The sequence below is a fragment of the Halopenitus malekzadehii genome, from assembly GCF_900108505.1.
Lineage (GTDB): Archaea > Halobacteriota > Halobacteria > Halobacteriales > Haloferacaceae > Halopenitus > Halopenitus malekzadehii.
Genome location: NZ_FNWU01000003.1, coordinates 104,085 through 117,734, shown reverse-complemented (window position 1 = coordinate 117,734; position 13,650 = coordinate 104,085). Strand labels below are relative to the sequence as shown.

The 13,650-nt window shown below is 64.6% G+C and carries 13 protein-coding genes and 1 tRNA gene; 7 read left to right on the top strand and 7 right to left on the bottom strand.

What is annotated here, in order from left to right; translation table 11 throughout:
• Window positions 1-656 precede the first annotated feature (656 nt).
• Entirely contained in the window at window positions 657-1,145 is a 489-nt protein-coding gene (locus tag BLW38_RS07835; protein WP_092816681.1) for a hypothetical protein, read from the bottom strand.
• Window positions 1,138-1,725: a nucleotidyltransferase domain-containing protein gene (locus BLW38_RS07830; protein WP_092816679.1), complete on the bottom strand. Its 588-nt coding sequence runs from the start codon at window positions 1,723-1,725 to the stop codon at window positions 1,138-1,140. Before BLW38_RS07830 ends, BLW38_RS07835 begins: the two co-directional genes overlap by 8 nt.
• Before the next feature lie 385 nt (window positions 1,726-2,110).
• Between BLW38_RS07830 and BLW38_RS07825 the strand changes: the two genes are divergently transcribed.
• The 3 genes from BLW38_RS07825 to BLW38_RS07815 all read left to right on the top strand — a co-directional run bounded on the left by BLW38_RS07825 (window position 2,111) and on the right by BLW38_RS07815 (window position 5,559).
• Window positions 2,111-3,289 carry an ABC transporter ATP-binding protein gene (locus BLW38_RS07825; RefSeq protein ID WP_092816677.1) on the top strand — a complete coding sequence of 393 codons (1,179 nt, stop codon included), beginning with the start codon at window positions 2,111-2,113 and terminating at the stop codon, window positions 3,287-3,289.
• Entirely contained in the window at window positions 3,289-4,086 is a 798-nt protein-coding gene (locus BLW38_RS07820) for an ABC transporter permease (protein WP_092816675.1), read from the top strand. Before BLW38_RS07825 ends, BLW38_RS07820 begins: the two co-directional genes overlap by 1 nt.
• 96 nt (window positions 4,087-4,182) lie before the next feature.
• Window positions 4,183-5,559, top strand: a complete 1,377-nt coding sequence (locus tag BLW38_RS07815) for an LLM class flavin-dependent oxidoreductase (RefSeq protein ID WP_092816673.1) — start codon at window positions 4,183-4,185, stop codon at window positions 5,557-5,559.
• Between the two features lie 357 nt (window positions 5,560-5,916).
• On the opposite strand, the gene BLW38_RS07810 is transcribed toward BLW38_RS07815, so the two are convergent.
• Entirely contained in the window at window positions 5,917-6,678 is a 762-nt protein-coding gene (locus BLW38_RS07810; RefSeq protein WP_092816855.1) for a hypothetical protein, read from the bottom strand.
• Between the two features lie 86 nt (window positions 6,679-6,764).
• Here BLW38_RS07810 and BLW38_RS07805 point away from each other — a divergent pair, with 86 nt between their 5' ends.
• Window positions 6,765-7,106, top strand: a complete 342-nt coding sequence (locus BLW38_RS07805; RefSeq protein ID WP_092816671.1) for a ferredoxin — start codon at window positions 6,765-6,767, stop codon at window positions 7,104-7,106.
• Window positions 7,107-7,240: 134 nt separating this feature from the next.
• Here BLW38_RS07805 and BLW38_RS07800 read toward each other — a convergent pair whose 3' ends face one another.
• The gene (locus BLW38_RS07800; RefSeq protein ID WP_092816669.1) at window positions 7,241-7,834 is read right to left on the bottom strand and encodes an Rrf2 family transcriptional regulator; all 594 of its coding nucleotides are present in this window, start codon (window positions 7,832-7,834) and stop codon (window positions 7,241-7,243) included.
• A gap of 252 nt (window positions 7,835-8,086) precedes the next feature.
• Between BLW38_RS07800 and BLW38_RS07795 the strand changes: the two genes are divergently transcribed.
• Window positions 8,087-8,171 (top strand) — tRNA-Leu (locus BLW38_RS07795).
• Between the two features lie 204 nt (window positions 8,172-8,375).
• On the opposite strand, the gene BLW38_RS07790 is transcribed toward BLW38_RS07795, so the two are convergent.
• Window positions 8,376-9,287 (bottom strand): acyltransferase, encoded by a 912-nt coding sequence (locus BLW38_RS07790; RefSeq protein WP_092816667.1) that lies wholly within the window; start codon window positions 9,285-9,287, stop codon window positions 8,376-8,378.
• Between the two features lie 168 nt (window positions 9,288-9,455).
• Here BLW38_RS07790 and BLW38_RS07785 point away from each other — a divergent pair, with 168 nt between their 5' ends.
• Window positions 9,456-10,517 carry an aldo/keto reductase gene (locus BLW38_RS07785; protein ID WP_092816854.1) on the top strand — a complete coding sequence of 354 codons (1,062 nt, stop codon included), beginning with the start codon at window positions 9,456-9,458 and terminating at the stop codon, window positions 10,515-10,517.
• 487 nt (window positions 10,518-11,004) lie between these two features.
• Here the strand turns inward: BLW38_RS07785 and BLW38_RS07780 are convergent, their stop codons facing one another.
• Complete coding sequence (locus BLW38_RS07780; protein WP_092816665.1) at window positions 11,005-11,628, bottom strand: zinc ribbon domain-containing protein; 624 nt, start codon at window positions 11,626-11,628, stop codon at window positions 11,005-11,007.
• Between the two features lie 10 nt (window positions 11,629-11,638).
• Complete coding sequence (locus BLW38_RS16225; protein WP_177167461.1) at window positions 11,639-12,676, bottom strand: zinc ribbon domain-containing protein; 1,038 nt, start codon at window positions 12,674-12,676, stop codon at window positions 11,639-11,641.
• A 127-nt stretch (window positions 12,677-12,803) separates the two neighbouring features.
• Here BLW38_RS16225 and BLW38_RS07765 point away from each other — a divergent pair, with 127 nt between their 5' ends.
• Window positions 12,804-13,646, top strand: a complete 843-nt coding sequence (locus BLW38_RS07765; RefSeq protein ID WP_092816658.1) for a coenzyme F420-0:L-glutamate ligase — start codon at window positions 12,804-12,806, stop codon at window positions 13,644-13,646.
• Window positions 13,647-13,650 lie beyond the last annotated feature (4 nt).

Below are 13,650 nucleotides of genomic sequence, written 5' to 3'. Positions count from 1 at the left end.
ATACTTCGATAATTATCAGTTTAATTTCTTATAAATAGGAAGACATTACACGATTGAGACCGTTTCGACAGTTATGTCCCCGCCCCGTCGTACGTTCCTCGTCGGGTTGAGTGCCGGTCTACCTTCCCTTGCAGGTTGTTCCGCTCGCCGTCAGCAGCCTCAAACTCGTATCGGCGAGATCGTATTATTAAATAGGAGCGATCGTTCCCACACTGTTCGAGTACAGGTCCAATCATCAGAAGACATACACTACGATGCCAGTACAGCAGTCCCCCCAGCAGAAGAGGAACAGCCTGTTATTACACAGGACGGCGGATTGCCGACCGAACCCCGAAACTACACAATTTCTGCTACGCTCAATGATGGAGAGGATTCGATAGAGAGAACGTATCCGACGAAAGGCGGAGACTGTTATTCAGTAACTGTTCGTATTGGAACAGACGGTAGATTTAGAGATATGCCATCTGAGTCTGAATTTAAAGGATGCAATTAGTAAGTCGTCTGTACTGAGCGATTGAGGGCGTTGCAAGCTATCGACTACGGAGGATTTCAACGGAGCTCGTACTCTCAGATCCGAAGTCCGACGGCCGAGCCGACAGAGTGTCCGTTCTACCAGTGGATCAGTGGCCGGCACCTATCTATTGAGTATCCATCAGTTAGCCTTGACAGAGACACTCGTATGATACCCGAGTCATATCGACGAGGTGCCGGTGAATGTCGTCGGCAAGCCGGTACATCGCCTCGGCCTGTTCCTTCGTTGCGATGCCAAGCCTGTAGTAGGTCTTCGTTCGGTTCCGGGTCCACAGCTCGGCGAGGTCGTCCCCGAACGTGTCGTCATAAAGACCGATCTCGGCACCACGTTGGTAGAGCCGTCGGTGGCTACTGATGACCTCCTCGGGAGACATCGCCCCGTCGTGGATCAACCGGAACTGGATGGTTCGCTCGATGGCGACGAACGCCGACTCGATCACGACCGTGTAGTACCCTCGTTCGGGGAGATTTGCTCCGACGTCCAATAGCCGGCATGCACGGCAAAGTTGGACCAACTCCGCGTCGTCCACATCCAACCCCTCCTCGATCGTTCCGGGACTGCCCTCGAAGGTCCGCTCGGCGTCGACCAATTGGTCTCGGATATCGTCATTCATCCGTGTACACCTCGGTCCGAAGCTCGGAGAGTTGGTCGGAGCCGATCAACGTGATCCCGGCGTCGAACTGGGGGCGGAGCTGGTCACCGATTCGTCGAACGCTGTCAGTCGATTCGACGAGCGGCTGGAACGTGTATCGGTTCCCCTCGAACCGGTGGTCCTCGAGATCGCTGACGATCGCCTGGATGGTCCGACGAGCTGCCGTCTTGTCGTCGTCGACGATCACTAACAGATCGATGTCGCTGACCCTGTCCGCCTCACCCCGAGCGACGCTGCCGAACAGGACGACTCCGACCAACTCATCCAACTCGTCCCGGATTCGTTGCAGGAATGCTCGAATTGGACGGTGAAACTCGCTTTGCGGGATCGAGAGAATCGGGTCCGGTTTCGTGAGCCGGTCACGGTTGATCCGGACCTTCTGGGTCCGCCCGTCCCGCGTCGTCTCGACGATCTCGAGTTCGGACAGCAGCCTGACCGCCTTCGAGATCGTTCCTTTATTTGCCCCCGTGACGGTCGCGAGATCGGTCATCGAGTACGCCGCATACGGTTGGTCGATGAGCACGTCGAGGACGTCCTGCATTGCCTGATATCGGAACACCCGTTCCTCCGGAAACGGATACCGCAACTCTATCGAGATCGACTCTTTCCTATTAGGCATACGATTCCTATTAGGAAACAGTCTGAAAACTCTAGCGGTACCTCGCCCGATTCCAACGGTTCGTTAGCAGCATAATATAATATATTTAATAAGAAAGTAGTTACAACGATCCTCCATTGGAATGATGGCATCGATATATGGGATCCCCCTCTCCGGACCGTCTACCACATTTTTCACGCCATATAGGTGCCAGATTGGTCAGCGACCGACTCCCGCTTGGTCGAATCCGAAACGTGGCGAGTGTCGAACATCCCCACGGAGGGCGGCGTTCGCGGCGTTTAACCACGCGCACGGCGTCGATCCGGGTATGACGAACGCGCTGGAGATCCACGATCTCCGCAAGAGCTACGGGGACGTGGAGGCGTTGCAGGGGGTGTCGCTGTCGGTGCCCGAGGGCTCCTTCTTCGGCCTGTTGGGCCCGAACGGGGCGGGCAAGACGACGTTCATCAACGTCCTGGTCGGTTTGGTCCGGGCGTCGGGCGGGGAGGCGTCCGTCTTCGGCCACGACGTCGAGGACGACTACCGGGAGGCCCGCGACCGGATCGGGCTCGCGCCCCAGGAGTTCAACGTCGACCGGTTCTTCCCGATCCGCGAGGTGCTCGAGCACAAGGCGGGCTACCACGGCGTTCCGCCCGAGGAAGCCAGCCGGCGCGCGGACGAGGCGCTTAAGGAGGTCGGGATCTGGGACAAACGCGACACGCGGTTCGACTGGCTCTCCGGCGGGATGAAGCGCCGGTTCATGCTCGCGCGGGCGCTCGTGACCCAGCCGGACCTGCTCATCCTCGACGAGCCGACCGCCGGCGTCGACGTCCAGCTGCGGCGGGACCTGTGGGACCTCGTCACCGACCTCAACGACCGCGGAACCACGATCCTGCTCACCACCCACTACATCGAGGAGGCCGAGCGGCTGTGCGACGAGGTCGCGATCCTCGATTCGGGCGAGGTCGTGACCGTGGCCTCCCCCGAGGAGCTGATGGACCGGGGCAACGACCGGATCGTCGTCACGCTGCGGGACGACGCCGCACCCCTCGAAACGATCGCCGCCTCGGTCAGAAGCGACGACGATCGCGTCGACGAGGTGACCGCCGAGGACGACCGCCTCGTCGTGACCGCTCGACGGGGCGGGCTGGTCGCGCCGGACCTCGTCCGGGAACTCGACGGCGCCGGCCACGAGATCCTCGATCTGGAGATCAAACGGACCTCCCTCGAAGAGGTGTTCGTCGACCTCACACGCCAGGCGGAGGCGACCGGCGGTGGCGCGGAAAATACTGCCGCCGACGCCGACGATGCGGGCGACATCGAACGTGCTGCCGGTGCCGACGTTAATGGCGACGGTGCCGACACTGAAGACTCCGGCACCGACACTGAAGACTCCGGCACCGACGCTGAGGACTCCGGCACCGACGACGCCGAATCCGAAGTCGAACCCCTGATCGGGGATGGCGGGTCGGTCGGCGGGTCAGTCGACCGGGAGGGAGGGCGATAATGGCCACCGAGGACTCACGGATCGACCTCACCGGCTTCCTCACGCTGACGAAGCGGGAGATCCTCCGGTTCATCCGGCGACCCCGGAACACGTTCGCGCCGCCGTTCATCACGAACGTGCTCTACTTCTCGGTCTTCGGCGTCATCCTGGGCCAGCGCGTCGGGACGATCGCGGACGTCCCCTACATCCTGTTCATCCTTCCCGGGTTGATCGTGCTCGGAGCGGTCTCGAACAGCTTCGAGAACGCCTCCTTCTCGATCTTCCACGGCCGGTGGAACGAGTACATTCACGAGGTTCTCACCTCGCCGCTGTCGTACACCGGGATGGTCTGGGCGTACATCCTGTCGGCGGCGACCCGAGGCCTGATCGTCGGCGGCCTGATCGGCGTCATCGGTTGGGGGATCATCTCCGGACTCTATCGACCCGTCCCCGTTGAGGAGCCGGTCTATCTGCTCGCCTTTATGATCGTGATCACGCTGCTGTTCGCGAGCTTCGGCGTCATCGGCGGACTCGTCGCGACCGACTTCGACGACCTCACGGTGATGAATCAGTTCATCCTCCGGCCGCTCGTTTTCTTCGGGGCGGTCTTTTATTCGCTTGAGGACCTCACACCGCTGTTGCGCGACGTCTCGCTCGTGAACCCGATGGTGTACATGGTCAACGGCGTTCGGTACGGCTTCCTGGGAACCGCCGAGGTCGACCCGCGGTTCTCGCTGGTCGTGCTGTCGGGGCTGACCGCCGGCGTCGTGCTGATCGACGTCGCGCTGTTCCGGCGTGGCTACGGGCTGACGGACTAGCGATCGTCGCGAACCGGACACCGTGACCGGTCCGAGGTAGCCACAAACCCCGCCACTACCTACGGGCTATTACACGTCGAGGTGGTAGCAAGCGGTATGTCCGAGGGTATCCACCTCAACCTCTTCACGATGAACTCGGTAGAACACGTCTCGCCGGGTTCGTGGACGGTCCCGGGCGACCAGTCACACCGATATACGGACCGGGAATACTGGACCGAGGTCGCGCGAACGGCCGAACGCGGCGGGTTCGACGCGGTTTTCTTCGCCGACGTCCGCGGCGTCTACGACGTCTACGGCGACGATCGCGAGACCGCCGTCCACAAGGCGGTCCAGACGCCGGCCAACGATCCACAGCTCGTCGTGCCCGCGATGGCCGAGGTCACCGACGAGTTGGGCTTCGCGATCACCCGATCGACGACCTACACCCACCCCTACCAGCTCGCCCGCGAGTTCAGTACGCTCGACCATCTCACCGACGGCCGCGTGGCGTTGAACGTCGTGACCTCCTACCTCGAGTCGGCTGCGGAGAACCTCGGGCTCGCGGAGCGGATGGACAAGCAAACGCGCTACGACCGTGCCGACGAGTTTCTCGACGTCTGCTACGCCCTCTGGGAGGACTCCTGGGAGGACGACGCGGTCGAGATCGATCGCGAGGCGCGCCGGTATACCGACCCCGAGAAGGTCCATGCGATCGACCACGAGGGCGAGCACTTTTCGGTGCCAGGCCCGCACGGCTGTGAGCCCTCACCGCAGCGCACGCCGGTCATCTACCAGGCCGGCTCCTCCGACCGCGGGCGGGAGTTCGCGGCCGCGAACGCCGAGGCCGTCTTCGCGAGCCAGCCCACCGAGGAGGGGATCCGGGAGTATATGTCGGACGTGAAGTCCCGCGCAGCCGACCACGGTCGTGATCCCGGGGGCCTGCGCTTTTTCATCGGCGTCGTCCCGATCGTCGGCGAGACCGAGGCGATCGCCGAGGCGAAACACGACGCGTACCGTGACCACGTCGACGTCGATGCGACGCTGGCGCTGCTGTCCGGATTCCTCGACATGGACCTCTCCGAACTCGATCCCGACCAGAAGGTCGAACACATCGAGACCGACGCGATCCAGGGAACGATGAACGCGTTCACGAAGTCCCAACCCGACCGCGAGTGGACGGTTCGTGAGGTCGCCCAGTTTTGCGGACTTGGAACCACGTCCCCGACGATCGTCGGCACGCCGAGCGAGGTTGCCGACGAACTGGCCTACTGGCACGAGGAGGTCGGCGTCCACGGATTCAACGTCAAGGAGGTCGTCCGTCCCGATTCGCTCCAGGACTTCGTCGATCTGGTCGTTCCGGAACTTCGCGAACGCGGACTCCTCTCGACGACCGACGATGACGACGGCGGGTCACGCGGTAGCGGTACCCTCCGCGAGCGCCTGCACGGCCCCGGGAACTCGCACCTGCGTGCCGACCATCCGGCAAAGCAGTGAGGATCGGCCGGTCGAGAGTGCGTCGGTGATTCGCCGCTCCAGAGGATCAGCGTCCCAATACACGACGAATCAGCGTCCCAGCGGATCGACCGACTGCGTCCGCATCAACTGACCGATTGGACAGGGGATTGCTGCCGCCCCCGGCACGCTTAAGTTCACGTAGCCATTGGGTTCACGTGACGCTTCGCTTGGAGGGCCGAAGCGTCAGCGGGGACCTATTTAGGGCGGCACGCCCGGGCCGTTTCGGCTCGGGCGCTCCCCTTTCGTTTTCACCACCGGTCAGCGATGCGTCCGCGTCGATCGACGTGGGGTGACCAGTAACAGTCCCGTAACAGTCTCACCCATACTGCACCGATCTCACGAGGAATCGTCGGATCGGTGCTCGTCGATCGCTTCCTCAAGCGTCAACTCGCCGGCAGCGACCCGACGTGCGAGGACTTCGTCGATGGTGCGGTCGCCCGCCGACCGCTTCCGGGATTCGTCCTTGATCCGCTGGAGTTCGCCCGCCGTGGGTTCGATCTCCCGCCGAGCCGTGGGCTCCCCCTCGATCCGGGCGATGTTGACCGCGGCGAGGACGTCGCCCATCCCACGAACGCCGGCCCCGAGGTACGGGGTCGTGCCGGATTCGTCGACGAGTTCGACCGCGAGGTCCTCCGGGAGGTCGTTGACGATCCGGGCGCCTTTCAGCCGGTCACCGTCCCCGACTCGCACCAGCGCATCGGGTTCGCCTGTCGTCTCCGAGCCGATCGTCTCGACTGCCTCGGACAGCGGAACCCGAAAGGCGGCCACGACGGTGTCCCCGACGAGGACCGCGATCCCGGGCGAGGGGCCCGGATCGACGCCGACCACGGTCCGGCCGCCGCCACCGCGGAGCGCGGCCAGCGCCTCGTCGACGGCGGCGCGGGGATCCTCGGGATCGGCGGCGACGAACGCGATGTCGTCCCGGTCGCCGAGGCTGACTCGATCCTCGGGCGTCGCGATCACCACCGATGTGCGGTCAGGGAGGCCGTTGTTGACCGTCGCGTCCGGCTCGATCGTGGTGAAGGTGACGCCGCGATCGCGCAGCTCCTCCAGGACGGTGTGGTAGAGCTGAAAGTCTGCAGTCGCGACGACGATCACGACCATAAGTACCGGCGGACGTTTCCTAAGGCTGTCGGCGCCCGGCGACCGATAGACGAAAGGCGATCGCGCCCTGATCTACACCTATGAGCGACGAGCGCGAGGATGTGGTTCGCCCGAGCGACATCGGCGGTGAGGGCCCCCCGATCGAGGAGAAGCCATATAAGATCGTCTTCGAGGCGAACAAGTGCTTCGGCGCGGGGCGGTGTGCGGAGGCGGCCGACAACTGGGAGATGGACATCGGGACCGGGCTCGCCAAACCCCGATCCTACTACATCGGCGAGGACGAACTCGCGGCAAACGTCGAAGCGGCGCGGCTGTGTCCCGCCAAGAAGGGCGACGGCATCATCCACGTGGTTGACCGGCGGACCGACGAGGAGATCGCCCCGGATCCGCACGGCGACGGGACGCTGTCGGTCGACTGGTGATCGCTGCGCTGTCGGTCGACTGGCGACGGGACGCTGTCGGTCGACTGGCGACGGGACGCTGTCGGTCGACTGGCGACGGGACGCTGTCGGTCGACTGGCGATCGCTGCGGCCGATCGACGGAAGCGTCGCTGCCTCAATCAGCGGTTGAGTCAGCCGGTATGGCGCGATCCGCGGCGGCCGTTGCCGTCGTCGTCGGGGTGTTCTCGATGGCGTCCGTCGTCAACTCGTCGATCGTGAGGGTGAACGTGGCGGTCGATCCCGCGTTCTCGAGCGACTCGATCGTACCCGCAAGGGTCAATCCGGTGTTCGGCGTCGGTCCGATCGAGACCGTCTCGCCGCGAGACAGCGACGACGCTCCAGCTCGAGCGGTGACGGTCGCCCGGCATCGTTCGGGGTCGTTGACCGAACGGAAGTCGATCGACTCCACCACGGCGTCCGTCGTGATCCCGTCGTGCTCTATCGGGACGACGGCGACCTCCTCGAGGTCCTGCGTGTCGAGAGTTCGGTAGGCGTCGACGGTCGGCTTGTAGCCGCCCCGTGGTCCGGGAATCCCCTCGAGCAGTTGGAGCGCGGTGAGTTGTTGCATCTCCGTCCGGATCGTGTACGGATTTCGATCGATACGGTCGGCGATCTCGTCCGTGCACACCGCGTCCTCGCGGGTGGCGATGAGATCGACGACTGCGTCGAGGATCTCGGTCTGGCTCCGTGTGAGCGTGTTCGGGGACATCGTGAGTCGTCTGTCGACGGAGGATCCGGACGGATAGTTTCATCCCTGATATACCTATAAGTCATTAGATGATGTCCGGAATTGATGTTTATATATGGGTATAATTCCGATATATCTTGATCGTTTGTCGAATATTTCGATCGGCGGAGGTGCCCCACACTACTACTCGAACCGATCGACGTCGAGGAGACCGATCGATGGGCTGGGCTCACCGAAAGTGGTTTGTGCCCGCCCGGAAAAGCCGCAGGACGCGCGGGGGTGGCTGAGCCTGGCCAAAAGCGGCGGACTTAAGATCCGCTCCCGTAGGGGTTCGAGGGTTCAAATCCCTTCTCCCGCATTCGCGCCGCGAGCAGGTTCGCGAGCGGCGGGTTTCGGCGGGGATTTGTATCAGAGACGTCGCAGCGCCGAGCGGAAGCGAGGCGATCGTCGTCACGTGGTTCAAATCCCTTCTCCCGCATTCGCGCCGCGAGCAGGTTCGCGAGCGGTATGCCTCGGCGCGAAGCGGTTCGTGAACACCGAGGCGCCCGTTATGAGCGCGCCGTCACTCCTCGGCGTCCGGTGGGGTGAGATCGCGCTCGAACTCGTCGAACTGCTCGAGATCCGGCGGGAGTTCGACCGGGATTTCGCGGTCGTCCTGTCGGGTTTCGAGGCGTCCATCGTCGAGTTCCGTTGCGACCGATTCCCAGCCGGGTTTGACGCGGACGCTCTTTGCCGGCATCCCGACGACGACGTGGTGTGCCGGCACGTCGCCCTGCACCACCGCTCGTGCGCCGACGACGCTGTTCTCGCCGATCCGACACCCGGCACGCACCATCGAGTCGTAGGTGACTCGGGCGTCGTCCTCGACGATCGTGTGGAAGTTTCGGATCGACGTCTGGTCGCCGATGTCGTGGTCGTGGCTGTAGATATGGGCGCCGTCGGAGACCGAGACGCGATCGCCGATCGTCAGCTTGCCGCGATCGTCGAGGTGGACGTCGTCGTGGATCACGACGTTGTCCCCGACCTCGATGTTGTGTCCGTAGGTGAACGAGATACCCTTGAAGAATCGACAGTTCTCGCCACACTCCGCGAAGAGATGCGTGCCAAGCATCTGCCGGAACCGAAGCGCGAAATGGATGTTGTCGGCCATCGGCGTCGCGTCGAACTGTCGCCAAAGCCACTGGAGATGTTTCGAGCGCTCGAAGGCCTCCTCGTCCTTCTCCGCGTAATACTCCGACTCGAGCGTCGCGTTACACGGGTCATAGCTCTGGAGCCGTACCTGCTCGGCTTTCGAGACGTCCTCGCCGGCCTGCCAGGCGTCCCACGCTTCACGATCCCCGTGGAGATCAATCAGGACGTCCCTGACGACGTCACAGGTGTCCTCCGACGATGAGAGGCGGTCGTCCACCTCGCCGATGAACCCTTGAACCCCGGCCTCCGCGTCGTCGGGGAGGGACACGTGTCGCTTTGTCATCGCCGATCGTTGGCCGGGGATCCACAAAGGGATTCGGTTGTGCGCAACCGTCGATCGACCCTGCTTCGCTCGCGTCCACCGACGCCCGATCGTGGCGACCACCACGCGATCGCCGCGATCGACGGTCGAACCACACGCGCTAAGTGGGACGCACCCCAACCCCGCGATATGCACGACCGCGAACTCGGGAACTCCGGCGTGGCAGTGAGCGAGATCGGCTTCGGCGCCTGGGTCATCGGGACCGACTGGTGGGGTGACCGCACCGAGGACCAGGCGGTCGAGATGGTGCAACACGCCCTCGATCGCGGGATCACCTACTTCGACACCGGCGACGTCTACGGTCACGGGAATTCCGAGGACCTCCTCGGGCGCGCGATCGCCGAACACCGCGAAGAGGTGACGCTTGCCACCAAGATCGGCTACGACTTCTACAACAATCCGCAGGCCGGCCACGGCGAGCTGCCGAAGGACCTGTCCTCCGAGTATCTTCGGGAGGCGTTCGACCGGTCGCTTGACCGGCTCGACACCGACCACGTCGAGTTCCTCCAGCTGCACAACGCCAACGTCGACGAGGTGACGCCGGAGGTCCTCGACGTCCTTCGGGAGTTCAAAGCCGACGGTCGAGCCGAGTCGATCGGCTGGGCGCTCGGGCCCTCGATCGGCTGGCTGGCCGAGGGCGATGCGGCGGCCGAATACGACGTCTTCGACGCGGTCCAGACGGTCTTCAACCTCCTCGAGCAGGACCCCGGGATGCACTTCGTCGAGACGATCCGCGATCTCGACGCCGACACGTCGGTGCTCGCACGCGTTCCCCACTCCTCGGGACTGCTCAACGAACAGGTCACGCCCGACACGGAGCTCGGCGACGGCGACCACCGGTCCTACCGCCCGGACGAGTGGTACGAGGCCGGCTGGGAGAAGCTGGACGCGATCCGGTTCCTCGAACGCGACGGTGACCGGACGATGAGCCAGGCCGCCATCCAGTGGCTGCTGTACCACGACGAGGTCGCCTCGGTCACGCCCACCTTCCGGACGACCGACGACATCGACGAGTGGGCGGCGGCGAGCGAGGTTCCGTCGCTGTCGGACGAGGAGTACGATCGCGTCCAGGAGCTGTACGCGGAGAACTTCGAGATCGACCGGTTCGACGGGATGGACGAGCTTCGAACCTCCGTCGACGGCGACGACATTGAGGCTGCGGGTCTCGACAAGCGAGCTGCCTCCTACTGAGTGCCGTTCGATCGGGCTGGCGAACAGCCGGTACCTCGGGCGGACCCCACGACGGCGTGCCGGGCTCCCGCCTCGACCGACGTGGGTGATCGGCTACGTCACGCGACGCGGTGGTTCGTGATCCGCTATAAACGACTGGCAGAGTCCCGGCCGGTCCCATCCCGATGTGTTCGAGTCGAAACCGGATGACTGCGACGGTGGTGATCGCATCAAGTTCACTTCCACTCCGGGGCCGTCGGCCCGCCGCGATCCTTGAGACGGTGTCGGCCGACCGTTCACGATCGTCGCACCGCGGACCGGGCTGGTCCGGGTCGTCGCACTGCGGACCGGGCTGGTCCGGGTCGTCGCAAAACGGGCGGCTCGGAAGAAAACCGATCGTCACACGGGGCTCGGTGGGGGTAACCCCTCGTCACCGCCGCCCGTCGTCGCTAGAGGCCGGCGAGGCTTGAGTTCCCCGATCGAGGCGAGATGGTCCCGGCCGCCTGCGTCACTCGCTCGGGACCAGATCGTACCGGCGTTTGAGGTAGTAGGCCGCGAGCCCGGCGACGACGAGCGGGACCAGGATGCTGCCGACGAACATCCCCTGGATCCCCATCGCGACCATCGCCACCATTCCGACGAGGCTGCTCAGGATCGGCGCCAGCGCCGCGATCCCGACGAACAGTCCGGTCGAGGGGTTCCAGTCGGTCGCGTAGGCGACGTACTTGCTGTCGTAGTAGAACGCGATCGGTAACACGACCCACGCGATGAGCTGAATGGGGCCGCCAACGAGCAGTGAGGTGAGCGCCTGGCCCCCGGCCGCAAGCGGGGATCCGCCACCCTGAATGCCCTGAACAGCCGACATTGCACGGAGCTGGAGGATCGCGACGATCACCCAGAGAGCGGTGCCGACGCCGACGCCGTAGACCCAGCTATCGGACGGCGGGGAGCGTTGCGTAGCCGCGCCGCCCTGTGCGCGTTGTTGCCCGCCAGCACCGCGCCGCCGACCGCCGCCGCGAGCCGGCTGGGCGCCCTGGTGGGCCTGGTTGCGGACCCCGCAGTTCGGGCAGATCTCTGCGTCAGCTTTGATCCGTTCGCCACAGCTCCGACAGTAGACTTCGGTAACGCTCATTCTCCATCACTCACCAAGTTGCTCCCGCCTGATCGAGTTCTTGTCGGGCGTTATCGATGATCGCCTTGGCGTGGAACGGAACGATGAGGTGACCCAACAGGAAGTAGTGTCCACTCAGGAAGCTCAACGCCGCGAAGACGGTCTCGTCGATCATCAGATAGCCCGCCCAGGGAAGGATGAAGCTCACGAGCATCACGGTACCCTTGTTCTTTCTGGCGACCTTCTCGAGTTCGTGTCTCCGCATATCCGATATCGCTGCGGCGCCGCCGGCCATCCCGCCGCCAGCCGGAGCGCCCCCACCCCGGGCACCCCCACCCGGAGCACCCCCGCCCGCCGGTACGCCGCCTCCGGCCGGTGCCGTAGCGGCCTGCTGTCGAACGCCGCAGCTCGGACAGATCTCCGCCATCTCCTTGATCACCTCTCCGCAACTCGTGCAGTAGACCTCGTCCGGTCCGAGCTGACTGCCCGTCCGATCGGCTGCTGCCGGTTGCCCGTTGTCGGTTCGATCGACGCTGTCAGCCGCCGTGCCGGCTTGGGCGCCGCCGGTCCCGCCGGTCCCGGGTCCCGTATCGGCCGACTGTCCGTTCGGTCCGTCGTCAGTCGTCGTCCCCTGCGGGCGTGCGTCTCCCGCCGTCGACGACGCGTTCGTCTCTCCCCCGTTGCCGCCGGTTCCCCCGGCCGAATCCGTGACGGAGTCTCCGTTCGACTCGGAACCGGTGGTGCGATTCGATCCCGTACCCGTACCGCCGTGTGGTCCCGTTCCGCTGGCCCCTCCGGGCCGGTTTCGATCCGCAGTCCGCCGACGATTCGGATCGTCGTTCCGTCCCTCGGCCGTCGACGGTCGCCTCGATCGCCGCCCGGATCGGCCACGATCGTCCGATTCGTCGGCGTTGCGTCGCGTTCTCGATCGGTGCGACCGGTCGGATCGACCGGACCGGGACCGGCCATCGGACCGGTCTCCCCCACCATCGTCGCCCGACCCAAACTGCCACTCACCGTCGTTGGACTCCTCGTCCCGATCCGAGTCGTCCCTGTCGTTCCCTGGCATCGCCGTTGATTACATACGCTTTCGACCCGCACTTATAAATTTCGGGCAGTTGATACGCGGTGGCGATTCCGGCTGCCTCCGCCAGTACCGTCGAGGTTTTCCCCTCGCCCGGCCGATACGGAACCGTATGGACGTGTTTGCGGTCCCCGGTCTGCCCGAGATACGGGAGGGAGACGACCTCGCCGCCTTGATCCGCGACCGAGTCGACCTCCGCCCCGGCGACGTCGTCTGTGTAGCCAGCACGGTCGTCTCGAAGGCGGAAGGTCGCGTCTACGACTTTGATGACTTCCCGCCGGGACCGCGGGCCAGGGAGATCGCCGACAGGCTCGAAGCAGCGACCGGCGAGTCGAAGGACCCGCGCTTCGCGCAGGCGGTCCTCGAGGAGTCGACCGAGATGATTCTCGAGGAACCGTTCCTGCTCACGGCGACCCGGTTCGGCCACATCGGGGTCAACGCCGGCATCGATCGGTCGAACGTTCCCGCCGGCGACCTCCTGTTGCTTCCGAAGCGGCCCGCCGCCAGCGCGGACCGGATCCGCGATGGGCTGCCCGCCGATCGCGTCGTCGTCACCGATACCTGTGGTCGTCCGTTTCGACACGGCCAGCGGGGTGTCGCGATCGGGTGGGCGGGACTGCCCGCCAGCCGCGACTGGCGGGGCGAATCCGACCGGGACGGGCGTGAACTCGGTGTGACGGTGCAAAACGTGGTCGACGAGCTGGCGGCGGCGGCGAACCTCATCGCGGGCGAGGGGGACGGCGGAACGCCGGTGGTGGTCGTTCGCGACTTCACGTTCGGCGACCACGACGGATCCGACGCGCACTTTCGGGACGTCGAAGACGATCTGGTCCGGCAGGCGCTTCGCGACTGGACGTACGACGGCGGGAACGGTGGAGCCGGCAGTGACGATACGACTGGCGGTGACGATGGGACTGGTGGTGAGGACGGCGGTGGCGGCGAAGGTGGCGACTGATCCC

Excerpts from the sequence above, each read along its gene's own strand:
- BLW38_RS07820 (WP_092816675.1), top strand. The coding sequence starts at position 3,289 with ATGGCCACCGAGGACTCACGGATCGACCTCACCGGCTTCCTCACGCTG.
- BLW38_RS07780 (WP_092816665.1), bottom strand. The coding sequence starts at position 11,628 with ATGAGCGTTACCGAAGTCTACTGTCGGAGCTGTGGCGAACGGATCAAA.
- BLW38_RS16225 (WP_177167461.1), bottom strand. The coding sequence starts at position 12,676 with ATGCCAGGGAACGACAGGGACGACTCGGATCGGGACGAGGAGTCCAAC.
- BLW38_RS07825 (WP_092816677.1), top strand. The coding sequence starts at position 2,111 with ATGACGAACGCGCTGGAGATCCACGATCTCCGCAAGAGCTACGGGGAC.
- BLW38_RS07835 (WP_092816681.1), bottom strand. The coding sequence starts at position 1,145 with ATGAATGACGATATCCGAGACCAATTGGTCGACGCCGAGCGGACCTTC.
- BLW38_RS07815 (WP_092816673.1), top strand. The coding sequence starts at position 4,183 with ATGTCCGAGGGTATCCACCTCAACCTCTTCACGATGAACTCGGTAGAA.
- BLW38_RS07765 (WP_092816658.1), top strand. The coding sequence starts at position 12,804 with ATGGACGTGTTTGCGGTCCCCGGTCTGCCCGAGATACGGGAGGGAGAC.
- BLW38_RS07785 (WP_092816854.1), top strand. The coding sequence starts at position 9,456 with ATGCACGACCGCGAACTCGGGAACTCCGGCGTGGCAGTGAGCGAGATC.
- BLW38_RS07830 (WP_092816679.1), bottom strand. The coding sequence starts at position 1,725 with ATGCAGGACGTCCTCGACGTGCTCATCGACCAACCGTATGCGGCGTAC.
- BLW38_RS07790 (WP_092816667.1), bottom strand. The coding sequence starts at position 9,287 with ATGACAAAGCGACACGTGTCCCTCCCCGACGACGCGGAGGCCGGGGTT.
- BLW38_RS07805 (WP_092816671.1), top strand. The coding sequence starts at position 6,765 with ATGAGCGACGAGCGCGAGGATGTGGTTCGCCCGAGCGACATCGGCGGT.
- BLW38_RS07800 (WP_092816669.1), bottom strand. The coding sequence starts at position 7,834 with ATGTCCCCGAACACGCTCACACGGAGCCAGACCGAGATCCTCGACGCA.